This is a genomic window from Mesoplasma chauliocola, assembly GCF_002290085.1.
GTDB lineage: Bacteria > Bacillota_I > Bacilli_A > Mycoplasmatales > Mycoplasmataceae > Mesoplasma > Mesoplasma chauliocola.
Genome location: NZ_CP023173.1, coordinates 711,076 through 735,494, shown reverse-complemented (window position 1 = coordinate 735,494; position 24,419 = coordinate 711,076). Strand labels below are relative to the sequence as shown.

Annotated in this window: 21 protein-coding genes and 2 tRNA genes; 18 read left to right on the top strand and 5 right to left on the bottom strand. The window is 25.9% G+C overall.

Annotated elements, in window-relative coordinates; translation table 4 throughout:
* Positions 1-175: 175 nt before the first annotated feature.
* Entirely contained in the window at positions 176-631 is a 456-nt protein-coding gene (locus tag CK556_RS03345) for an ASCH domain-containing protein (RefSeq protein ID WP_027875480.1), read from the bottom strand.
* A gap of 554 nt (positions 632-1,185) precedes the next feature.
* Between CK556_RS03345 and CK556_RS03340 the strand changes: the two genes are divergently transcribed.
* From CK556_RS03340 to CK556_RS03315, 6 genes are all read left to right on the top strand, one after another.
* Positions 1,186-2,313 carry a hypothetical protein gene (locus tag CK556_RS03340; RefSeq protein WP_027875479.1) on the top strand — a complete coding sequence of 376 codons (1,128 nt, stop codon included), beginning with the start codon at positions 1,186-1,188 and terminating at the stop codon, positions 2,311-2,313.
* Positions 2,300-2,632 carry a hypothetical protein gene (locus CK556_RS03335; protein ID WP_027875478.1) on the top strand — a complete coding sequence of 111 codons (333 nt, stop codon included), beginning with the start codon at positions 2,300-2,302 and terminating at the stop codon, positions 2,630-2,632. Before CK556_RS03340 ends, CK556_RS03335 begins: the two co-directional genes overlap by 14 nt.
* A 31-nt stretch (positions 2,633-2,663) precedes the next feature.
* Positions 2,664-2,888 carry an acyl carrier protein gene (locus tag CK556_RS03330; RefSeq protein WP_027875477.1) on the top strand — a complete coding sequence of 75 codons (225 nt, stop codon included), beginning with the start codon at positions 2,664-2,666 and terminating at the stop codon, positions 2,886-2,888.
* Positions 2,889-2,893: 5 nt separating this feature from the next.
* Positions 2,894-3,355: a Fur family transcriptional regulator gene (locus CK556_RS03325; protein ID WP_027875476.1), complete on the top strand. Its 462-nt coding sequence runs from the start codon at positions 2,894-2,896 to the stop codon at positions 3,353-3,355.
* Positions 3,356-3,416: 61 nt separating this feature from the next.
* Positions 3,417-3,492: transfer RNA gene (locus tag CK556_RS03320), tRNA-Trp, on the top strand.
* 31 nt (positions 3,493-3,523) lie between these two features.
* Positions 3,524-3,599 (top strand) — tRNA-Trp (locus CK556_RS03315).
* A gap of 18 nt (positions 3,600-3,617) precedes the next feature.
* Here CK556_RS03315 and CK556_RS03310 read toward each other — a convergent pair.
* Positions 3,618-4,472, bottom strand: a complete 855-nt coding sequence (locus CK556_RS03310; protein ID WP_027875475.1) for a DegV family protein — start codon at positions 4,470-4,472, stop codon at positions 3,618-3,620.
* Between the two features lie 8 nt (positions 4,473-4,480).
* The gene (locus CK556_RS03305; protein ID WP_027875474.1) at positions 4,481-5,320 is read right to left on the bottom strand and encodes a DegV family protein; all 840 of its coding nucleotides are present in this window, start codon (positions 5,318-5,320) and stop codon (positions 4,481-4,483) included.
* Positions 5,321-5,391: 71 nt separating this feature from the next.
* On the opposite strand from CK556_RS03305, the gene ytpR reads away from it, so the two are divergent.
* The 3 genes from ytpR to tyrS are packed head-to-tail and all read left to right on the top strand — an operon-like array spanning position 5,392 to position 8,288.
* Entirely contained in the window at positions 5,392-5,973 is a 582-nt protein-coding gene (gene ytpR / locus CK556_RS03300) for a YtpR family tRNA-binding protein (RefSeq protein WP_027875473.1), read from the top strand.
* 6 nt (positions 5,974-5,979) lie between these two features.
* Entirely contained in the window at positions 5,980-7,035 is a 1,056-nt protein-coding gene (locus CK556_RS03295; protein ID WP_027875472.1) for a nicotinate phosphoribosyltransferase, read from the top strand.
* An 11-nt stretch (positions 7,036-7,046) separates the two neighbouring features.
* Complete coding sequence (tyrS, locus tag CK556_RS03290) at positions 7,047-8,288, top strand: tyrosine--tRNA ligase (protein WP_027875471.1); 1,242 nt, start codon at positions 7,047-7,049, stop codon at positions 8,286-8,288.
* Between the two features lie 259 nt (positions 8,289-8,547).
* On the opposite strand, the gene rpsD is transcribed toward tyrS, so the two are convergent.
* Positions 8,548-9,174, bottom strand: a complete 627-nt coding sequence (gene rpsD, locus CK556_RS03280; protein ID WP_027875469.1) for a 30S ribosomal protein S4 — start codon at positions 9,172-9,174, stop codon at positions 8,548-8,550.
* A gap of 249 nt (positions 9,175-9,423) precedes the next feature.
* On the opposite strand from rpsD, the gene CK556_RS03275 reads away from it, so the two are divergent.
* The 9 genes from CK556_RS03275 (at position 9,424) to CK556_RS03235 (ending at position 23,657) form a co-directional block, all read left to right on the top strand.
* Positions 9,424-11,211, top strand: coding sequence for a hypothetical protein (locus CK556_RS03275; protein WP_027875468.1), 1,788 nt, complete (start codon positions 9,424-9,426; stop codon positions 11,209-11,211).
* Between the two features lie 19 nt (positions 11,212-11,230).
* Entirely contained in the window at positions 11,231-12,433 is a 1,203-nt protein-coding gene (gene thiI, locus CK556_RS03270; protein WP_027875467.1) for a tRNA uracil 4-sulfurtransferase ThiI, read from the top strand.
* The gene (dnaE, locus tag CK556_RS03265; RefSeq protein ID WP_036246609.1) at positions 12,433-15,387 is read left to right on the top strand and encodes a DNA polymerase III subunit alpha; all 2,955 of its coding nucleotides are present in this window, start codon (positions 12,433-12,435) and stop codon (positions 15,385-15,387) included. The genes thiI and dnaE overlap by 1 nt, the downstream gene beginning before the upstream one ends.
* A 14-nt stretch (positions 15,388-15,401) precedes the next feature.
* Positions 15,402-18,086 carry a DNA polymerase I gene (gene polA, locus CK556_RS03260; protein ID WP_027875465.1) on the top strand — a complete coding sequence of 895 codons (2,685 nt, stop codon included), beginning with the start codon at positions 15,402-15,404 and terminating at the stop codon, positions 18,084-18,086.
* A gap of 16 nt (positions 18,087-18,102) precedes the next feature.
* Positions 18,103-18,930 (top strand): DNA-formamidopyrimidine glycosylase, encoded by an 828-nt coding sequence (gene mutM / locus CK556_RS03255; RefSeq protein ID WP_027875464.1) that lies wholly within the window; start codon positions 18,103-18,105, stop codon positions 18,928-18,930.
* Between the two features lie 163 nt (positions 18,931-19,093).
* Positions 19,094-20,287 carry a DnaD domain protein gene (locus tag CK556_RS03250; RefSeq protein ID WP_027875463.1) on the top strand — a complete coding sequence of 398 codons (1,194 nt, stop codon included), beginning with the start codon at positions 19,094-19,096 and terminating at the stop codon, positions 20,285-20,287.
* 8 nt (positions 20,288-20,295) lie between these two features.
* Positions 20,296-21,231: a DnaA ATPase domain-containing protein gene (locus tag CK556_RS03245; protein ID WP_027875462.1), complete on the top strand. Its 936-nt coding sequence runs from the start codon at positions 20,296-20,298 to the stop codon at positions 21,229-21,231.
* A gap of 88 nt (positions 21,232-21,319) precedes the next feature.
* The gene (gap, locus tag CK556_RS03240) at positions 21,320-22,333 is read left to right on the top strand and encodes a type I glyceraldehyde-3-phosphate dehydrogenase (protein WP_027875461.1); all 1,014 of its coding nucleotides are present in this window, start codon (positions 21,320-21,322) and stop codon (positions 22,331-22,333) included.
* A gap of 109 nt (positions 22,334-22,442) precedes the next feature.
* On the top strand, positions 22,443-23,657 hold the full coding sequence (locus CK556_RS03235; RefSeq protein WP_027875460.1) for a phosphoglycerate kinase: 1,215 nt from the start codon (positions 22,443-22,445) through the stop codon (positions 23,655-23,657).
* A 44-nt stretch (positions 23,658-23,701) separates the two neighbouring features.
* On the opposite strand, the gene CK556_RS03230 is transcribed toward CK556_RS03235, so the two are convergent.
* Positions 23,702-24,388 (bottom strand): ECF transporter S component, encoded by a 687-nt coding sequence (locus CK556_RS03230; RefSeq protein ID WP_027875459.1) that lies wholly within the window; start codon positions 24,386-24,388, stop codon positions 23,702-23,704.
* Positions 24,389-24,419 lie beyond the last annotated feature (31 nt).

Here is a 24,419-nt window from a genome sequence, read left to right as displayed (position 1 = left end):
TTCAATCTACATTTTTTTGTATAGCTACAATTTGTGCCTTATTTAATACTTACTTTTTTTGGTATCCCTATATTGCGTCTTTTTTTGTTTTTTGTTCAATTAAAAAAATATTAAATGTAATCTTTTACATAAAAAATAACTTAAGCAAAAATGTTGTTTATAAATATAAAAGAATCTATCTATAAACAACTTCAAATTCTTCAAAAAGTATATCCATGTCTTCTGTGAAATTTAAATTATATCTTTTAAAAACACTTGTAAAAAATTTTCTATGTTCTTCTTTTCAAGATTCAATATTTTCATCTTCACCTTCTAGTTTACAAATATCATAAGTCATTTCATTGAATTTTATATATCTTACATTAGTTGTTTTAATGATACATTTTGGATTACGCAATGAATCAGTTACTATTGCATAATCACCTACCTTTGGTTCTTTTTCATTATCCTTTTCATATTGAAAAAGTGCTGATGAAGTAGCTCTTTTTGTTCCTTCTAGAACTAATTTAAGTAGTTCCTTATAAGTTCTTTCATCATAACCAAAACAAAAGTCTTCTGTAAAATTTAAATCTTTATCAGCATTTGTATCAAGTTTAAATTTCTCTCAATATTCTCTTATTTTTTGTTCCATTTTCTTAATTCTCCTTCATCTTATATTTTCAAGAAACTAAACTTCATCTGTATCAACAATATCAACTTTTTGACAGCTTTATTTATGGCATTAATTTCAATATGCCTTAATATTTTGTTTTTATAATGATTATTATAACTATAATCAATGATTTGTTAATCTTTAATAACACATGTAACAACAAGAATAACTTTTAATTTTATTAATATATTTTTTAGTTGTATCATATAATTATAAACAAAAAACTTTAAAATTTTTGGCATTACTTTACGAAAAATAAAACAATCCTCAAAGTTTTTTATTAGTTTTATAAGATGCTTTTTTTAAAATATAAGTTATTATAAAAAAACTTTGTTCTAATTAATAATTACTATCTTGGTAGCACTCTAAAATCCTTCATTATTTTCCTGGTATAGAACTAAATAAATTTTTTATAGATATACCAAAAAAATGTAGATTAAAGTCTACATTTAATTAATACTTACTATTTTGGTATCCCTATATTGCGTCTTATTTTTTGTTTTTTACCTTAATTATAAGTAGGAGGTAGAATAATGCAAATACAGAATAATAATTTAAATGATGAAATAGTAGTTAATACTTTTTTATCAATAAGTAATCAATCATTTATTGCACCAGAAATTTTATTTATAAATAAACCTTATACTGTAAGTAAAAGCACATATTTCAAAATGTTAGTTTCATTAAATTTAAATCCCGATATGAATAAAGATTCAATGTATGAAGAAATATATAACATATCAAATCTTGATTTTAAGCTTTATACTAATGATTTAAAAGAAATAAAGCCAGTAAATACTGTTTCAAAAAATTATATAATTAATAATCAAAATAAAATGTTTATAGAGTATGAAATCCCATATAGTGAAATTAAAAAAGAAAAATCAACATTTAACTTTGGATTTAGTCATGATTACAACGCAGTAAGTTATAAATCAAAAGGTGAAATAAATCTTAATCTTTTGTATGCAAGAGAAGATTTAAAGATTAATATGTCTTTAATTTCTTATCTTTCATATTATGATCTTTTTAATAAGAAAAAAACATTTAATTCCAAGACTTTATTATTTTCTAAAATTTCAATTTTAAAAAATGAATTGTCAGTAAACAAAAGACATACGGATTTAGTTCAATTAGAAATAAAGTACATACAAAAAGAAATTAATAATATTGGAATCGATAATAGAATTATAGAAGAAATAGAACAAGTTAAAAATAACACTATTTTTCCAGCAGTTAAAATTAGTCAAATTAAACTTAACGAAGAAAGCGATTTTAAAAAGTTTTATAAAGGAAGTTTAAATATAGTAACTGAATCTTATTCAGACAATTACAAGGTAAAATACAAAGGTAATTCTAGTTTAAATGAGGATACTAAAATCGTAGACTTAACTTCTGGTGATGAAGGGCTTTATCTAAACCCATTTATATGAACCAAAGATCAAAACTTAGAAATCATATTAGAAGTTTTTGGGAAAGAAATAAAATTAGAGAGTAAAATAAAATCTTATGCTAATTACAAATTCTCTGAAAATTTTAAGTTTATAATAGATGAAAGTAAATTTACAAAGTATAAATTTGATGAAGAGTTTTGGAAAATTATGATTTTTTTAAACTCTGAAGATTTAATAAAGGTAATAAAAGAATATGAAATATTTTAAGTCAATATGTATATTCATTTTAGTTATTTCAGGCGGAACAACTTTATTTTTTGCAGTTAAAGAAATGCAACTATTTAAAGTTAAAGAAAATTCGAATGAATTAAAAAAAGTAGAATTTACTGAAAATGAATGAAGACAATTTATAAGCAGAAATGGAAATATTGATGAAGATATGTTCAAATGTATATTTCTTTTAAAATTGCAAAGTCAAAAATTTATGGGGAATATAGACTTTATTTTTGAGAAAAATAAAATAGTTATAAAATTAAGCAATGAATTTACTAGTTATAAGTGATATTACAAGTTAGATAAAGAATAATAAATGTTATAATTTTTTTAGGTGATAAAAAATGAATATACATAACGAAATTATTAAAGAATTAAAAAGTAAGGGTGCAAAAGGAAATATAACTTCTGAAACACAATTTTCAAAAATTGGATTAGATTCATTGGATTTGATGGATATGATTACGGTTTTAGAAGAACGTCTTTCAATTTTCGTTCCAGATGACAAATTATTAGAAATCAAAACAATTAAAGATTTAGAAAATGTTATTGCAGAATTAACAAAATAGCAACTATGTTAAAGTTAAATAAAGTTCAACAAAAAAAATATGATGAAATCATAGACAATTTGAAATTAAAATCAATTAAGATAACAGAAATTAGATCTAACATAATTAAACTCATTATTATTTCAGAACATATAAATATTCAACAGTTAACATTGAAGCTTGAAAAACTTTTGGGCAATGTTAATTTGGCAAGTATCTATAATACAATTGATCTTTTACTAAAGGAACACTCAATTTCATCAAATACGTTTGATGGCAAAAATATTTGGTATGAGCTATCAACTAATAAATCAGCGCATATTAAATGTGATGAATGTGGTGATATTAAACATGTATCAGTAGATAAATTGAACAATATTAATTTTAATGAATTTGAAAAATTACTAAATGATAGAAATAAACATTTGGAACATGTAAAAATTGAGTTACATGTTATTTGCGAGCAATGCCAAACAAAAACAAAATAACATTTATTAAGATTGAAATGTAAACCTTTTTTATTTATAATAATTAAGTGTTTAATTTTTTAGGGGCATAGTTCAGTTGGCAGAACATCGGTCTTCAAAACCGAGTGTCGCGAGTTCGAGTCTTGCTGCCCCTGCCATATGAAAACCAGCGCAATTATGCGCTTTTTTAGAGGTATAGTTCAGATGGTAGAACATCGGTCTCCAAAACCGAGTGTCACGAGTTCGAGTCTTGTTACCTCTGCCAATAAGTAAAAAAATAGGCTTAGCCTATTTTTTTTGTAATTATAAATCCAATTGTATCAACACCAGCATGTGCTGTATAAATATTAGGTATTAATTCTTCTGAAAAATTTACTTTGTTCTCAATTAAAACATTTCTTGCTGCTTCATATATTTTTTTAGAAGTCAATGCTGTTCTAACAAAAACCATTTCATAACCATTTGAATAAGTGCTTGAGTAAACTTTTACAATTTTTTCCATTATTGAGTTTATTGTTCTACCTATTGCTTCTTTTTTGGGTTCAGCTTCTCATTTTATTAAAACTTTTGTTTTAAGTATGTTTAAAACAGTTGTTACAGCTTTTTTTCCTCTTCCACCACTTGTTAATCTTTTTAAATCTCCAGGTACTATTGCAATATACATTGATTTCTCATATTCATTAATTGCACTTGTTATTTCTTCAGGTGTACTAATTTCACCTTTATCCAAAAGATTTGAAATGTACAATGCTGTTTGTTCAATTGCTTGAGCAGCAATATTTAAGTTTTCATAAACTGTTACTTTTCCTTCATATTTTTCATCTCTTGAAACCATCATTGCTGTTTGTAACATACTTGAAAGATTTCCTGTAATTGGAATATGATATACATGATCATATTTTTCTAAAAGCTCGTCATATTTATTTTCAACTTCACCAGGACTTGCTTGACTTGTTTTAATGTCAACTCCTTCTGAAATTAACTTGATTATTTCTCTCTTTTCAACTTCAGCAGGAATGTCTAACATGTCAGTTCCATTTGGGAAAGTAAAGTGTAATGGTAAAACATCAATTGCTTTACCTTTAATTTTTTCAGATGAATTTGTACCTGAACTATCTAATAAAATAACTATTTTCATAATGCCCTCTATTTCTTTCATGCAGCTATTGCTATTGTTTCTTTACCTGTGTGTGCTGCTATAACACTTGTAATTTGTGAACTTAAATTAATTGTAAAACCTTTTTCTTCAATTATCTTAATTGCCTCAGCTAGAGTTTCGGAGTTCATTCTTGAATATGAGATATCAATTGTTTTAACTCCTTTTGCATTTTTCTTAATTAGATCTAATGCTTCATTAATTGCTTTTTTAAAAGTTCTAGCTGTAGCTTCTTTATCAATTTGTCCGTCGTATCTAAGTATCGGAACTATTTTTAACATTTTAGCTAAACTTGCAGCTGCAGGGCTAATTCTTCCTCCACGTTTTAGGATATCTAAAGATTTTGGAATTATGTAACTAATAAAATCTTCATTAGTTTTGGAAACTAACTCCATAATCTCAAACCCTTTTTTATTTTGAGCAATTCAAAATGCAACTCTTTTTACAAATTCTTGGTTAATTATACTTACACCATTTGTATCACAAACAAAAACTTTACCTTTATATTCTTCTTCAGTTTCACTTAACATTCTATAAGTGTTAAATTGACCGCTTAATCCTTTTGACAATGGTAGAAATATAATTTGATCATATTCTTTTAGTAATTGATCTCATATTTTAATCATTTCTCCTGGTGTTGTTTGTGCTGTTTTTAAAACTTGCTTTTCTAAAAGATCATAAAATAAGTTTTCATCCAAAGAATCGTCACTAAAATGTGTTGTGCCATTTTCTTCTACAATTAAGAGTGGGACTTGGTATAAGTCCTTAAAGCTTTTCAGATTTCCATCGAAAGATGAGTCTGTTAAAATTGCTATTTTCATATTTATAATCTCCTCAAAGTGCTTTTTTAATAAGTTAATTATATAATATTATTAAAATTAATAAAATAGGGGTGGATATAATGAATAAAAAAATGGGAGTGTTTTTTAATAAACAATTTAATTGCTTGTTATTAAGTTTTGATAATAAGCCAATAACAACAACAGAGAAGCACGCAAATATTGCAATCTTAAAAAATAAAAATGATATAGTAGGTATCAATATTTTTGATGTGAAAATCAAAATTGAAAAAAATTACATATTAAATAATGACGAAATTTATGAGTATATTAGCACCGAATTAAAAGACATAGTTAAAACAGAAAATTTGCCTCATTTTATTGTTGGTAAAATTATCAAATGTAACAAAATACCTGATACTCATTTAAGCTCTTGCGAGGTTGATATAAGCACGGAAGTGCTAAAAATTGTTTGCGGAGCTAAAAATGCTAGAGAAAACATATATGTAGTTGTTGCTACTGATGGAAGTTGAATGCCAAGTGGAATGCAAATAGTTAAAGGAAAACTTAGAGGATATGTTTCTGAAGGAATGCTATGTAGTGCTAGAGAACTTCAATTACAGTCAAACAAATTTAATGAAGAAGGAATTATTGAATTAGATGAAAGTTATCGCAGCAATTTAGGAAAAGCATTTTTAGGTTAATAATTTATGAAAAAATATAGTTTTGATCCAAGAATAAAGTCAGGTTATTACATTGCTGACTATTTCAAAAAAACAAGTAAAATAATTCAAAATGATTTACCCAATTCAGTTGTAACCATGCAATTTTTCCAAAGAAAAGACAATATAGTTTTATCAGGAATTAGCGAAGTCCTACAATTATTGGAATTTGCATGCCCAAATTATAGCGAATTAAAAATTTGATCATTAAAAGATGGAGATATTATTGATGCCCATGAACCAGTTCTAAAAATTGAAGGTAATTATGCTTCATTTGGATGATTAGAAGGAATGATAGATGGAATTCTTGCAAGAAATTCATGTATAGCAACAAATAGTAAAAAAATAGTAGAAGCAGCAAATGGTAAAACAATTTTAAACATGATGGACAGAGCTGATTCATATTTAACTTTAGCAAGCGACGGATATTCATCATGAGTTGGAGGAATTAAACTTTTTGTTACAGAAGCATCTATTGAATTAATCGATGATGCAGCTGTACTTAAACCTTCAGGAACAATGCCGCATGCTTTAATTCAAGCATTTGATGGTGATATAATAAAAGCAACTCAAGCTTTTTACAATAATTTCCCAAATAATAATTTATTATCTTTAATTGATTACAATAATGACTGTGTTAGAGATGCAGTAAAAGTTGCTAATTACTTTAAAGAAAAATTATGAGCAATAAGAATAGACACTTCAGGTAATTTAATTGATAAATATTTAGAAGAAAATAAAAATAAATACCCTAAAGATGCAAATTTATATGGCGTTAATGAGTATTTAATTAAAGAAGTTAGAAATGCACTAAATGAAGCGGGGCATAATCATGTGAAAATAATTGTTTCATCAGGTTTAACTGCTGAAAAAATACAAGAATTCGAAAAAAATAAAGTACCAGTCGACATATATGGTGTTGGTGGTTATTTAGCAAAAATAGATAATAACTTTACAGGAGATGCTGTTATTATTAATGGAAAAGAACAAGCAAAATTTGGAAGAAAAAACATTTATTCTAAAAGATTGCAAAAAATAAAATAAAGGGGTTTTTTATGAACATAATTAAAGAATTAGAATGACGTGGTCTAATTAAACAAATAACAAACGAAGAAAGATTATTAAAAGCGCAACAAGAAGGGGCAGCTGTTTATTGTGGATTTGATCCAACTGCTGACTCATTACATGTAGGGCATTTAATGATGATAGTTACACTTAAAAGATTTGATGATGCTGGTTTTCAAGCAATTGGCTTAATTGGCGGTGGAACAGGAATGATTGGAGATCCTTCATTCAAAGCGGATGAGAGAAAATTGCAATCAGATGAACAAGTTAAATACCATGCTGATGCAATTCAAAATCAGTTATTAAAAATAATACCTGATGTAACTTTTGCTAATAATGCTGATTGATTAGGGAAAATGTCTCTTATTGATTTTTTAAGAGATGTAGGAAAAGATTTTAATATAAGTTATTTATTAAACAAAGAATCAATTGCAACTAGAATTAGTACAGGTTTATCTGTAACAGAATTTTCATACACAATGTTACAAGCTTATGATTTTTATAATTTATATATTAATCATAATTGCAAAGTTCAAATTGGGGGAAGTGATCAATGAGGTAACATAACAAGTGGAACTGATTATATTTCCACAAAAGTGGGTTCTGCCAATACGCAAGCATCTGGCTTTACAATTCCATTATTAACAAAATCAGATGGACAGAAATTTGGCAAAACTGAGTCTGGAGCAGTTTGACTAGATTCAAGTAAAACAAGTGTTTATGATTTTTATCAATTTTGAATTAATCAAGATGATAATGATTGTATTAAAATGTTAAAATTTTTAACTTTCTTATCTAAAGAAGAAATACTAGCATTAGAAACAAAACACAAAGAAGCACCGCATTTAAGAATAATGCAAAAAACACTAGCAGAAGAAATAACAAGATTTGTACATGGCCAAGCAGAATTAGAAAAAGCAATTAAATTAACGCAAGCTTTTTTTGAAGGTAATTTATTATCGCTAGATCAAGAATTGTTAAATTTAGCAATTAAATCTATACCTACAATTGAACTTGAAAAATCAACAAAAGCTATTGATGCAGTTATAAGTGTTGGGGCTGCTACCTCAAAAAGAGAAGCAAGAGAATTTATTAATTCGAGAGCAATCTCATTTAATGATGCTGCTATTGAAGACGAAAATGCACAAATCGCAAGTATTAATCCAATTCAAATTAATAAAATAATTGTTAAAAAAGGTAAGAAAAAATATTATTTATTAAAATTAAAATAAAAATTTCCAAAAAAGTATTCCAATTTTGGAAATAAGATATATAATAAAAATAAGGGATAAGAATTTATCCCCCAAATAAGAAATGCAAAAGCATTTTTTAAATCTTTTCATTTATATATACTTTTATTATCAAATTTACATTTTATTTTTTCTCTCAAAACAAAAAAATTAACCCATCCTTAATGTGATGGGTTTTAGTTTATAAAAATATAAAAAAACACCAGTTTATTATAATGGTGTTTTTTGATTTGTCTAATTATTACTTAATTAAACGGTTGTATCATTCAACAATTAAAGCGTCGTTGATTTCTAAATTTAATTCTTGACGTTCAGGTAATCTAACAAATTGACCTTTTAAGTTAGCTTTATCTACTTTAACAAATTCAACTGTTGATTCATTGTTTTGTAATGCTTCAGCAATTTTGTCGTTTTTCTTCATAGATTCTTTAACTTCAATTTGATCACCTGGTTTTGCTTGGTATGATGGAATGTCAATTTTTTTGCCATTTACTAAAATATGACCGTGGTTAACTAATTGACGAGCAGCTTGTCTAGTCATTGCGAATCCAAGACGATAAACAATATTGTCTAATCTTGATTCTAATAATACTAGGAAGTTTGTCCCTAAAATTCCACCATGAACTTTTTTAGCTTTTGCAAATGTGTTTCTGAATTGTCTTTCAGTCATTCCATACATGAATTTAACTTTTTGTTTTTCTTGTAATTGAGCACCATATCCACTCATTTTTAAACGAGCTTTGTCTTTACCGTGTTGACCTGGAGTAGTTACTCTTTTTTTACCTTTGCTAAATTCTTTACCATTCTCAAGAATTGAGAAACCATATCTTCTTGCTTTTTTAAATGTTGATCCAGTATATCTTGACATACGTTATCTCCTTTTTAAAAATAGCGTTATTAAAAATAGTCTTTAATGAATTCCTTACTAATCAGTTTATTTATTCGCTCTTACTGCCAAGAGTTACTATTGTAAAATAATAAACAGTTTTTAGTAAATATTCATCCGCAGAATATAAACAATAACTTTAATATTATATATATAAACAACATATCTTTCAACAACAAATGAATTAAATATATTTGATATAATTATATATGGTAGAAAAGTGGTGGTTTCATGATATTATTTTCGACTTTAGTAAATAAACCAACAACATTGTTGATTTTAGGTCTTATCTTTGTGGTTATTTCTATTTTAGGTATTATTGGAACACTTATAACACTTGTTATTTATAAAAAAACTATTGAGTATACTTATGAAAGTTCAAGATTATTAGAATATGTTGATCATGCTCCTTTGCTTAAAAAAATAAGATCAGTTTATAGAATTTATATGCAAAACAAAACTAATAGAAATATTGAAAGCACATTTCTAATACTTCTTAGAAATTACTACGATATTTATGCAACAAGATTTTCAAATTTAACAACTGAAGCAGCGGAAATGCTTTCAGAAAATAATTATAGACCTAAACCTTCTATTAGCAATTATATAAAAGCTAAAAGAACTTATGATAAATGTTCATGTTTATATGTTGATACAAGAAATACAATTGATAATATTGAAAACATATTGGAAATGCAAAAAATAGCACGTGACTGATATATAAATGTTATTGAAGAAACAAATAATGTTTTAACTCTAATTAAAACTAGAAAAGATTCAAATGATATTTGGGGCCCTAAAACTTTAAATAGTAAATATATTCAAAATTTAAAACTTTATATTGAGTCTGCTAATTTACAAATTGAGTCTGCTAAATATAATGAAGCTGTTTCAAGTTTAAAAGAAGCATACGAAATAATTGCAAATTTAATTCAAATCATTGATCATACTGAAAAAATGTTGTACTTAACAGATTATCAATTAACTTCTAAAATGGAAGAAATAAGAGTAAGTATTTTACAAAATTGAGGTAGAAATGAACTTGAAAAAACGAATAAATCCTCACAATTTTCATCACTATTTAATGTTTACTCAAATATGATAAAAAATATAAAAAGTAATATTTATTCTTTAAATTTTGAAAAAGCATATGAAACTTCAAAAAGTATTTTAGATCAGATTAAAGATTTTGAAAAAAATATGAGATATGAAATGTTAATTATAGGCTTTGTTGAAACAAGTAAAATTAATATAAATAATGCTTTTTCAGGCTTGTCTAATGAAGTTATTTTAATTAAAGACACAATGTCTTTAAATGAAGGATTTGGCTTTGCAAAAAATATAAATTTAATAAAATCAAAAATGTTAAATGTTGAACACACAATTAAGGATATTCAAACTAAATATAATAGTTTATTGATTGAGTTTGATTTAAGAAAAACTTCAGTCCAAAAATTAAATTATGCAAAACAGGGAAGCCTTTTAATGGACATTTTTTCAAAAATTTTTATGTCTTTTGAAAATTTAAGAGTTATTAGAAGTGAACTAACAACAAAAGAAAATATTATAAATGAAATTGATTCTAGAAATATAAGTTTTAAAAAAATTCTTTCTATAATGGAAGTAATGATTGTTAAGAATTCAGAGATATCAATTTTAAAGACATACGAAAAACAAATTAATGAAGGTTTTAATAAACTTAATAGAGCTGAAAAAGAATTAAAGCAAGAACCTGAAATTTTTTATAATAGAGAAAATTATAATCTAATGATAAATTTCTTGGACTCAGAAATTATAAATTTTGCTATGTTAAGAAACGAAATGGCATCAGCAATTTACTTGGCCAAATTGGCTGAAATGTCTTTATCATATTTAAATAGATTTGGTGGAATTAAATCTATTGATGATCAAATAGCTTTGTGTTTAGCAGAGTTTGAGGCAGAAAATTATGAAGACTGTTTAAGAGACAATATTTTAATTTTAAATAAATTAACATCTCAAAATGTTTCAGTAAGTTAGAAATAGAAATTAGGTAAAAATGAAAAGTATTTTAGTAAGATATGGCGAATTAACATTAAAAGGAAATAATAAGCATATGTTTATTAGTAAACTTTTGGACAATATAAAATTTAAATTAAAAAGATTTGATCAATCAAAGATTAAATATATAAAAGATAACAATTCTTTGGTTATAGACGTTGCTAGTGAAATATTAGATGAAATATTAGATGAATTAAAAACAGTTTTTGGTATTTACTCATTATCAGTTATTGAAAAATGCGAAAAAAATGTTGAAGCTGTTGCTGAAAAAGTTATAGAAATAGCAAAAGCATCTGAATTTAAGCGTTTTAAATTGGAAGTGACAAGAAAAGATAAAAGTTTCTTAATGACGAGTGCAGAATTAAAACTTGTACTAGCACCAATGGTATTAAAAGCGGTTGGTGATTTAATTGTTGACGTACACAATCCAGATTTAAAAATAGAAATTGTTATTAAAAAAGATGGTATTCAAATATTTTCAAAAAGAATTGAAGGTTTAAAAGGATTGCCAGTTGGTGTTAGTGGGAAAGGCCTTTCTTTGTTAAGCGGTGGAATTGATTCACCTGTTGCATCATTTCTAACTATGAAAAGAGGAATGCGTGTTGACTTTATTCATTTTATGACTCCGCCTCACACTTCACCTGAAGCATTAAATAAAGTTTTTGAATTAGCAAAAATTGTATCTAAATATAATTCAAAAAAATTTAACCTTTATGTTTGTGATTTTTCTCTATTATTGCAAGAATTACAACATATGCCTGATGAAAGTTACAAAATTACTATAATGAGAAGAATGTTTATGAGAATAGCTAATATTTTGGCAAAAGCAAATGGCCAAGAAGCATTAATAACTGGTGAAAGTCTAGGTCAAGTTGCATCTCAAACAATTCAAAGTATTGATGTGATTAACTCAACAAGTGATTTACCAATTCTAAGACCTGTGTTGACTTTTGATAAGGAAGAAATTATATTAATATCAAAATTTATAAAATCCTATGAAACTTCAATTTTACCTTTTGATGATGTTTGTTCAATGTTTGTTCCAAAACAACCAGTGACAAAGCCAAAAAGATGAATGGCTGATCAACAAGAAAATGCAATATTATGAAATGAAATTTTAGATTTCACAATGGAAAACAAAATTCAAAAATTTGTATTTCAAAACGGAGAATTTATAGAAGAAATTAAAAAGGAGGATTAATGTCAAATTTTATACCCTTAGTAAATATACGTAGTGTTTATAATTTTCAAGAGTCATTAATTAAAATTGATGACTACATTTCTTTTGCAAAAAAAGAAAAGTTAGAATATTTATTTTATTGTGAAAATAAAACTATGTTTGGGGTAGCTGAATTTTTTAAAAAAGCATCTAGTCAAAATATTAAGCCAATAATAGGTTTATCAATTGAGCTAGAAAATAAAAAAATAATAACATTAATTCCTAAAAACAAGAAATCATATCAAGATGTATGTTTCATATCTTCTGAAATGAATAACGACTTTATTTTAAGTGAACTACAAATATTAGAATTATTACAATCTAAACTAGATCAAAATATGATTGTTATAACTAATCTTACAGAAGAGCATCAAATTTATTTTAATACTGCAGAGATTTATAACACTAATAGTGTTAATTTTTTCTTTAATAACATTAGATATATTTCAAATAATGAACAAGAACATTATAAGGGTGTCTTTGCTTTAAAAAATGGTTTAAACATAACTCAAGCAAATGAAGCTTATAAGATTGATGAATCTTACCCATTAGCAGAAGATATTTTAGAAATTTATCCTGAAACTTTGAAGATTTCAAATGAAATAAGTGAAAAAGTAAATTTAAATATTTTTGATAGTGAAGAAAAGCATATGGCAAAATTTACTGCTCCAGATAATATCCCAAGTTTTTCGTATTTAAAACAAAAATGCCTGAATGGATTGAAGCATTATTTTATTAATGTTAAACGACAACCAGTTTCACAAAAATATTATGAAAGATTAAATAAAGAATTAGAAATAATAGAACAAACAGGTTTTGCTGATTATTTTTTAATTGTTCATGATTATGTAGCATATGCAAGAAGAAATGACATAATAGTTGGGCCAGGGAGAGGAAGCGCAGCAGGAAGTTTAGTTTCATTTTTACTGAGAATAACAACAGTTGATCCAATAGAATATAACTTACTTTTTGAAAGATTTTTAAATCCTGAGCGTGTAACAATGCCTGATATAGATATTGATTTTCAAGATAATAGAAGAGACGAAGTAATTGAATATTTATTTGAAAAATATGGAAAATATAATGTTGCAACAATTGTTACTTATCAAACAATTGCATTTAAATCTGCATTTAGAGATGCATGCAGAGTATATGAAATTGATTTAGAAATTGTTAATTTAATTACTAAATCTTTAAATGAAGATTATTTAGATTTTACAGATATTCTAAAAACGCAAAGATTGATTAAAGAATATAGCGAAAAAGAAGAATTTAAAGCTATTTTTAGCTTAACAAATAAACTAATGGGTTGCCCTAGACAAACCGGAACTCATGCAGCAGGAATTATTATTAGTGACGTTGACTTGAGAAAAGTTTTACCTATTAGACAAGGTCTAAATGGAATTTATCAAACTCAATTTGATATGAATTATTTAGAAGATATTGGCTTAATCAAAATGGATTTGTTAGGTTTAAGAAATTTGACAACTTTGAAAGAAATAATAGATTTGGTAAAAATAAATCATAATAAGGAAATAAAATTATCTCAAATAGATGTAAATGATCAAAAGACTTTTGATATTTTAAAACAAGGTAATACAACTGGTATTTTTCAACTTGAATCTCCAGGTATGACTAATTTAATTATTGATATGAAAGTAAATAGCATTAGTGATATTTCTGCAGCGTCATCTTTGTATAGACCAGGACCGCAAGAGATGATACCAGAGTATATAAACAATAAGAATACAAAAAGGGTGTCTCTTGTTGATAAAAGTTTGGCAGATATTTTACTGCCAACTTATGGGGTTATTGTTTATCAAGAACAAGTAATACAAATTCTTCAAAAAGTTGCTGGTTTTTCACTAGCTAAATCAGATATTGTTAGAAGAGCAATGGGTAAAAAACAAATAGCTTATATGTTGCAAGTAAAGGAAGAATTTATTGCAAATGCAATCATAAACAATTATTCAGAAGACAAGGCAACTTCTATTTGAAATTGAATTGAAAAATTTGCAATGTATGGTTTTAATAAATCTCATGCTATAGCATATTCATATATTGGATACTGATTGGCTTGATTTAAAGCACATTATCCAGCAGAGTTTTACACAGCGCTTTTAAATGGAGCAATGGGTAATCCCAATAAAACAAGTAAGTATATTAAAGAAGTTAAACAGTTTGGAATTGAAGTAATTAAACCTTCTGTAAAATATATGAATGATAATTACATCATTTTAAATAATAGAATTTTTATGCCTCTTACTTTAATAAAAGGTATAGGTAGAGATTTTGTTAACTCTTTAATTAAAATATATGATGAACATGAGGATTTGTTTGAAGAATTAAATACATTTTTCTATTACATGAAAAATAAAGGATTAAATGAATCTAATTATACACTTCTAGCTAAGGCTGGAGGATTTGATTGCTTTGGATATAACAAATTAACAATGGTTTTAAATAGAGATTTTATTTTTAGTGCAATGATTGCTTTTAATGAAAATCTAAGCTTAGATAAACAAACTAAAATTGAAAACTTGTTTGTTGAAGAAATGAATGAAGAAATAGAATCAATGTATGAAAAGGAAGTTTTTGGATTTTATATTTCAGCAAATCCGATTACAAAATTAAAAAATGAAAATGCATATTTTAAACCAATTGATATATTAAAGTTAGTGGGAAATATGAATAATATTAATATTATTGGACAAGTGTCTTCAATAAAAATAATTAAAGATAAAAATAAAAAAGATATGGCTTTCATAACTGTTTTTGATGAAACAGATACAATTGATTTAACAATATTTGCATCAAACTTTGAAACAATGCAATACGATATTTTAACTAACAAGAATTATATTTTTAACATTAAGACGCAAACTTATAAAAATAAAATAACAGGTATACTAGAAAAAATAGTTAAGCCAATTTAGTAGAAGAGGGATTTATGAAAAAGATTTTATTAGTAGATGGAAATTCATTACTATTTAGAGCATATTATGCAAGTGCTTATGCAGGATCGGTTTTAAAAACAAGTAGTGGTATACCAACAAATGCAGTTTATTCTTTTGCAAATATGTTGACTAGTTTAATTAGTGAAAGAGATTATTTTGATGTCAAAGTTGCTTTCGATAAGTCAAAAAAGACTTTTAGACATGATAAGTTAGAAAACTATAAAGCAGGTAGATCAGCAACACCTGAAGATTTGATTCCTCAGTTTCAAATTGTTAGAGAATTTTTAGATTCAGCAAATATTTCATGGTGAGAAAAAGAAAATTACGAAGCTGATGATTTAATAGGAACAATGGCAAAAATTATTGAATCAAATTGTGAAGAATATGAAGTTGAAATATTAACAAGTGATAAAGATATGTTTCAACTTATAACTGATAAGACAAAAATTTTATTGCCTAAAACAGGAACATCAAATTTGGAACTTTTTGGTAAAGAAGAATTATTGATTAAATGAGAAGTTTCTCCTGAGAACGTTGTTGATTTAAAGGGACTCATGGGTGATCCATCTGATAACTTAAAAGGTGTTGAAGGTGTTGGAGAAAAAACAGCAATTAAACTTTTAAAGGAGTTTAAAACAATAGAAGGAATATATGAGCAAATTAACTCTATTGGTGGGAAATTACAAGAAAAATTAATTAATGGAAAAGAATCAGCTATTTTATGTAAAGAAATTGCAACCATAAATTGTGAAGTCGAAATTGAAAATTTAAATTTCGAATCAATAAAATTAAATTTAAGTGGGTTAGTAAGCTTTTTAGAAAAATATGAAATGATTTCATTAATTAAAAGACTTTCAAATAGAGTAGGTCTAATTAATAAAACAGAAGAATCTAATACAAAAAAAATAGATTTTAAAGTTTTGAATGAGTGAGATAATTCTTTAGCATTAAATGATAACTTCATATATATAGAATCTTTAGAAGAAAACTATCATAAAGGTGAAATTTTAGGAATGGCTATTTTGAATGAAAATGGCAATTTTTATTTAGAGAATTTAAAAGATGATGCAGAACTTGAAAAATTCTTTTTAAATAAAAAATTTAATAAGTTAACGTATGATTTAAAAAGAACAGCAACCTTATTAAGGAATTACGAAATTGATTTTGCTTATGATTCTTTTACCTATGATGCAATGGTTGCAGCATATGTCTTAAACCCAAATATAACTTCAAGAATTCAAAATTTAATTAACATAGTGCAAACTGATTTATTTTTAGAAGAAGATGAAATTATTTATGGAAAAGGTGCAAAATTAAATAAAGGCATTGAATTTGAGAAGAAAGCAATCTTTACAATTGAAAAAGCTCAAATTATAAAAGAGACTTTTGTTCCAATAATTGAACAATTAAAACAAAACAATCAATTTAATCTTTATCAAAATATTGAATTCCCTCTTATTGAAGTTTTATTTGAAATGGAAGAAAAAGGAATTTTAATTGATAAATTAGAGCTTGATAAACAAACTGCTAGAACTTTAAATAAAATTGAAGAGCTAGAGGCTAAAATGAAATTGATATTAGCTGGTGATATAGAAGAAAACTTTAATTTTTCTTCTCCAAAACAAATTAAAGAGTTATTATTTGATCAATTAGGATTGCCATCAAACAAAAAGCAAAGTACAGACAGAGAAGCATTAGAAAAAATTATTTATTTACACCCAATAGTTGCATTGCTTTTAGAACATAGAAAATTAACTAAGTTATATTCTACTTATTTAAGAGGATTTGAAAAATTTATTTTCGCAGATAATAAAGTGCATACTATTTTTAACCAAACATTAACAAACACAGGAAGGCTTTCTTCATCTGAACCAAATATTCAAAATATTTCAGTTAAAGATGAATTACAAAAAGAAGCTCGTAAAATTTTTATAAGTGGTAATCAAACCAAGTTTTATAGTTTTGATTATTCTCAAATTGAACTTAGAGTTTTAGCTCAGTTAGGGCAAGAAGATACTTTAATTGAAATTTTTAAAAATAAAAGAGATGTACACACAGAGGCAGCTCGTAAAATATTTGACCTTACTGTTGATTCAGAAGTTTCAAGCGAACAAAGAAGAATAGCAAAAGTTTTTAACTTTGGAATAATATATGGATTAAGTGATTTTGGATTGAGTAATGATTTAAAAATTTCAATTATAGAGGCAAAAAATTTTATTAAGGATTACTATAATTCATTTCCTAAACTAATAACATACAAAAATATTTTAATTAAAGAAGCCAGCGAAAATGGGTACGCTGCAACATATGCAAATAGAAGAAGACTAGTTCCTGAACTTGCTTCAGCAAATTTCCTTATTAAAAATTTTGGAAATAGAATTGCTGTTAACATGCCTATTCAAGGAACAGCGGCTGATATATTAAAAGTTGCAATGGTCAATATATATAAATCGTTTGTTATTGAGAATATGAAAAGTTTTATGGTTGCTCAAATACACGATGAAATCATTTTTGAAATATATGATGAAGAAACTGAAAAGGCATTAAATATAATTTCAAAAAATATGGAAAAAGCATTTAAAGATTTATCTAAGATTATTGGAAAAAAGCCTTCTGAGATAGTGGTAGAACTTGAAGTCAACGCTTCTAAGGGAGAAAATTGATTTGAATTAAAATAATAAAGGAGTGATAAATATGCCTGAATTACCAGAAGTACGAACTGTTGCAAACTTTTTAGATAAAAAAGTTTCTAATTTAAATATAGTTAAAGGCGAATGTTTCTTTTCAAAAATGATTTGGAGAAACTCGCTCAATGAATTTATGCAAAGTATAATAAATCAAAAAATAATTAAAGTATTTAATTATGGTAAATATTTACTTTTTCAACTTCCAAACAAGATGATAATAAGTCACCTAAGAATGGAAGGAAAATGAAGTGTAACTTCTAAAGAAATTCATATTTATAATAAGAATCATTTAAGATTTCAATTTAAATTATCTGATGGAAATTATTTAAAATATTATGATTCAAGAAAATTTGGAACTTTAGAAGTTTGGGATAACGAAGATTACATAAAAATGAGTGGTATGTATAAACTTGGCCCTGAGCCATTAAATAATCAACCAAATTTAAAATATCTTAAAGAAAAGGCAAATAAGTCAAGTATGCCTATAAAAGGATTTATATTAGATCAAACTGTTTTATGTGGAATTGGAAATATCTATGCAAATGAAATTTTATTTGCATCTAAGATAAATCCAGAAAGAGCTACAAAAACACTATCAGATGAAGAACTAAGCTCAGTTATAAAATACTCTAATAAAATACTAGAAAAATCAATTAAGCTAAAAGGCACTTCAATTCATAGTTATAAATCTGGTAATGGAGAAACAGGACAATTTCAACATGAACTAAAAGTACATTTAAGAAAAGATGAACCATGTTTTAAATGTGGTACATTAATTGCGAAAAAACAAGTTGCAGGTAGGGGTACTTTTTATTGCCCTGAATGTCAAAGATAACTTGTTGTGGAAATGTGGAAAAGTAGTATTAAACCTATTTTTTAATATAGGTTTTTTTATTGCTTATAAACACTACAAAAATATAAAAAAAAGTCCATACTTATTTTATTTTATTTAAAGTTTTTTTATTTTATATTTATATTTGTACACAGGAGGTATAAACATGAATATTTTAAATCGCAAATACTTAATTTATTGAAATAAAGAACTTGCCAAAGAAGATCATGAAGTCCTTTTTAACTTATACCAACCTATTATTGGAGCTTCAGCAATTGGACTCTATAATACTCTAATTATGGAGAGCAATTGAAGCAAAAAATTAAATTCTTCCCCATTTACTTTAGAAAGAATAGCTTTAATGACTTCTTCATCAGAAAAACAATTAAAGAAAAATTTGGGCAAATTAACAAAACTAAAATTAATTAGATGTTTGAAATCTAAAAAAAGTGGAAATATGGTTATTGTAATATCTTCACCTTTGTCTCCATCCCAATTTTTTCAAAATGAAACAATTAAAAACTGATTATTAAGAAAAATAGGTGAAGAAAATTTTGAACTAGCAAATATTCAATTTAAAAATAAAGAATTCAAAATTAATGATTTGGATTATGAGATTGAAGATTTATTTGAAAATAATGATGATAATGATTTTGACTTTGTAGATTTAGATTCAATTGTTGAAACAGCAAGAAAAGAAATTTATTTGTGTGATCAAAATTTAAATTTAGATGATTTACAACGTATGCTATATAAATCAGGAGTTATGATTGAAATTAATGAGAGTGTTAAATCAAATCTAGATGCTCTGTTAATGCAAAAAGAATTTAATGAAGAATTTATATTTGAATTAATGAAAGAAAATTACAGAAAATCTTTAAATGAAATTAATTGAATAAGTTTGAGTAAAGACTTTAAAGCAATTTTAAAAGAACAAACATTAAACAAAGCAAATATAGAACTGAGTGAAAGTGATTTAAATATTATAAATAGCTTTAATTCAACTGAGTGAACAAGTTTTTACTTTCAGTGCATGGGAATTGAAGCAGACGACAAAATTAGTGAAATTATAAACTCTTTAAAAGTAAAATATAATTTATCGGATGGAATATTAAATTGCTTAATAAGCTATTCTTACTTAAAAAATAATAAAAGATTTATATATAACTATGTTGTTAAAATAATTGAAAGTATAAAAGAAAAGCAAATAACAACAACAAAAGAGTTGTACACATACTTAAAAAAAGCAAGTAAAAAGCAAGTAAAAGGTTTTGAGAATAATGTTGAAAGAACAAAAAGTATTTTTAAAGAACAGAAAAATGAGTTTATAATGGAAGCAAACATAAATATAGAATGGTAGGTATAAACATGAATATTCAAGTTTTAAAAGAAAATAAAGTTATTCAAAATTTAATAAATCAAAATGCTGATTCTGATAATCCAATAACAGATGAAGTTTTACAAAATAATTTTATTAGTCTGCTTGAATTTATAATGGATTATACAGAATGTGAAAAAGGACCTTTAAAAAAATGTAATCAGCGAATAAGAGGAAGACAACTGAATCTTACATATAAAAATTCAAACTTTTATTTAAGTTCATCACATTGTTTACATTTTGAATATGAAAATAGAAATCAAAATATTAAAAATAATTACATTTACAAGGATTTTAGTGTTGATGAATATCCAAAAACAATTAAAGATTACATTAATGGTTTAAAAACAGAAGGATTTTTTACTGATGAAGAGATCAAAGAACGAGATTTGTTAATAAATAATGCAGGAAAACAAATTTTGAGATACATTGAAGTTAAAAATAATATTGATCGTGAAAATATAAAAGGTGTATATATTTACGGAAATCCAGGCATTGGAAAAACAACCATCATGAAAACTTTGGCAAATGAAGCAGCTAAAAGAGAACAAAAAGTTTTCTTTTGCACAGCAGCAGAACTTATAGAAAAATACAAAGAACAATTTAGTAATAATGGTTTTGGAAATGTTAAATATATGGATCAAATGAAAAAATGTGATATTTTATTTATTGATGATTTTGCTGGTGAAATGACATCACTATGAACTAGAGATAATTTATGATTTGGAATTTTAAATTATAGAATGAATAGAAAAAAACTAACTTTTATTTCTTCTAACTTTACAAAAGAAGAGTTAAACAAAGTTTATTTAATTGAAAAACAACCAAAAGATTTGGAAGTAAAAAAAATAGCTAGATTAAAGGAAAGAATATCGACTTTAACTTCATTTTATGCACTTTCTGGAACAGAAACAAAAAGACAATAGGTTTTAAAAAAATGTTTGAAAAAATTGTTCTTTTTTAATTAAGAGTGTAAAATTATTTATGTATAGATAACAAGAGAGGATAAAATATATGTCAAAAAAAGTTGCAATTAACGGATTCGGAAGAATCGGACGTTTAACATTTAGACAATTATTCAACCAAGGAGTTGAAATCGTTGCTGTTAACGATTTAACAGACACAAAAACATTAGCTTACTTATTAGAATTTGATTCAGCACAAGGTAAATTCCAAGAAGGAAAAATTTCTTACACAGAAAACTCAATTATTGTTGATGGAAAAGAAGTTAAAATCTTTGCTGAAAGAAATGCAGCAGACTTACCTTGAGGAAAATTAGGGATCGATTTAGTAATCGAATCAACAGGTTTCTACACAGATAAAGAGAAAGCATCAGCACACTTAACAGCAGGAGCAAAAAAAGTTATTATTTCAGCACCTGCTACAGGAGAAATGAAAACAATAGTTTACGGAGTTAACCACAAAAACTTAACTTCTGAAGACGTTATTATTTCAGGAGCATCATGTACAACAAACTGTTTATCACCAGTAGCTAAAATTATTGATGAAGAATTTGGAATTGTTAAAGGAAAAATGGTTACAGTTCACGCCGTAACTAATGACCAAAAATTATTAGACTTACCTCATGGAGACTTAAGAAGAGGTCGTGCAGCAGCATGAAATATTGTTCCTTCAACTACTGGAGCTGCTAAAGCTGTTTCATTAGTATTGCCAAACTTAAAAGGTAAATTAGATGGATATGCATTACGTGTTCCAACAATTACAGGGTCAATTACTGATGTAACTTTACAATTAAGTAAAAAAACAACTGTTGAAGAAATTAATGCTAAAGTTGAAGCAAGAATTAAAGGTGACGCTGACTTATCAAAAGCACTAAAATTCAACACACAACAAATCGTTTCAGGAGATACAATCGGATCATCATTCGGTTCAATATTCGATGCAACATTAACAAAAATTACTGAAGTTAATGGTGAACAATTAGTTACTGTTTGTGCATGATATGATAATGAATCATCATACGTTTCACAATTAGTAAGAACAACAGTTTACTTCATGGGATTATAATTATAATTAATTCTAAAAATACCTTAGGGTATTTTTTTTGTTTAATCTATAAATAAATTTATAAAAGAGTTAAAATATATAATGTAAGAGAAAAAAATAGGAGAATGAAATGAATTACAATACAAAAAAAACATTGAAAGATATTAATGTAAAAGGTAAAAAAGTTTTAGTTCGTGTTGATTTTAACGTTCCGTTAAAAGATGGGGTTATTACAGATGACAACCGTATTCAAGCTGCATTACCTACTATTAAATATTTAATTGAAAATGATGCTAAAGTAATTTTATTTTCACACTTATCAAGAATTAAAAGTGAAGATGATAAAAAAACTAAATCATTAGCACCAGTTGCAAAAAGATTAGAAGAAGTTTTAGGACAAAGTGTTCAATTTGTAAACCAAACAAGAGGAATAGAATTAGAAAATGCTATCAATGCATTATCTGACAAACAAGTTTTATTATTTGAAAATACTCGTTTTGAAGATGTTAAAAATGGTGAAGTTGTTAAAGCAGAATCAAAAAATGCTCCTGAATTAGGAAAATACTGAGCTAGCTTAGGTGAAATTTTTATTAATGATGCATTTGGAACAGCACACCGTGCTCACGCTTCTAATGTAGGAATTGCATCAAATATTTCAGAATCAGCTTTAGGATTTTTAGTTCAAAGTGAAATTGAAATGTTAGGAAAAGGAATCGATGCTCCTGAAAGACCATTCGTTGCAATTTTAGGTGGAGCAAAAGTTTCTGACAAAATTGGGGTTATCGATAATCTATTATCAAAAGTAGATAAAATCTTAATTGGTGGAGGTATGACATATACATTCCACAAAGCAATGGGATTAGAAATTGGAAACTCTTTACTTGAAGCTGATAAAGTTGAATTAGCAAAAGAATATTTAGAAAAAGCAAATGGAAAAATTATTTTACCAGTTGATAGTTTATGTGCTCCTGAATATGCAGATGTTGAACCTACATTGTGCGGTGAAAATGTTCCTGCAGGAATGATGGGACTAGACATTGGGCCTAAAACAATTGAAATGTATCAAAAAGCTTTAGCTAATGCTAAAACTGTTGTTTGAAATGGGCCAATGGGAGTTAGTGAATTTGAAAATTTTAAAGCAGGTACTGTTGCTGTTTGTGAAGCTGCTGCTAAACGTAAAGCTGATGGTGGATTTACTTTAATTGGTGGTGGTGATTCTGCTGCTGCTGCAATTAAATTAGGATTTAAAGAAGAATTCTCATGAATTTCTACTGGTGGGGGAGCATCATTAGAATACATGGAAGGTAAGGAATTACCAGGAATAAGTGCAATTCAAAATAAATAGTTTAATAAATAAAAAAATGTAGGTTTTTATCTACATTTTTTTATTTATGTTCTAGATTGTTTTATTAAAATTGTTATTACTTTAAAAACAGAAATAAACAATATTAAATTTACTACATATTTTGCTATTGTTACACCAAAACCAACTCATAAAAGCATTTCTCAATAACCTGAATTATCATTTTGTAATCAATACATTGCAAAAATAAATGAATCATTACATAACATTGAAATAAAACCAGATACTAACATTGAGATGATTGACGTAAATATTATTAAAAATAAAAAAATTAAATTTTTATTTTTAAATTTAAATTTAAAAAGAATAAATCTTTTTAAGAAAAAAATAATGATTGCAAAGGATGTCAAGAAAACTAAATCACTGATCATCATTGAAAGCAAACCAATAGGCTCACTTCCTAATAATAATCTAAACCAAATTGAACAGACCATTATAATCGAAGCATATAAATAATTTGAAGCGATGTAAATTATTAATATAACAAAAAATGAAATTTCAATAGTATAAACTCCAACTATCATGGGAATTGCTATCCCCATAACAACTTTTGATATTATGGTCATTACAATTTCTATTGCAAAAAGCATAGACAATAAAGCAATTTTCCTTATGCTCATTTTAAAAGTGTCTTTTAAAACATCTTTATAATTTTTAGTATTTATTTCAGCAAAATCATATTTATGACTTCACATTTTATAGTTTTTATCCATGCTACCTCCTTGCAATAAAAAAACCACTTGA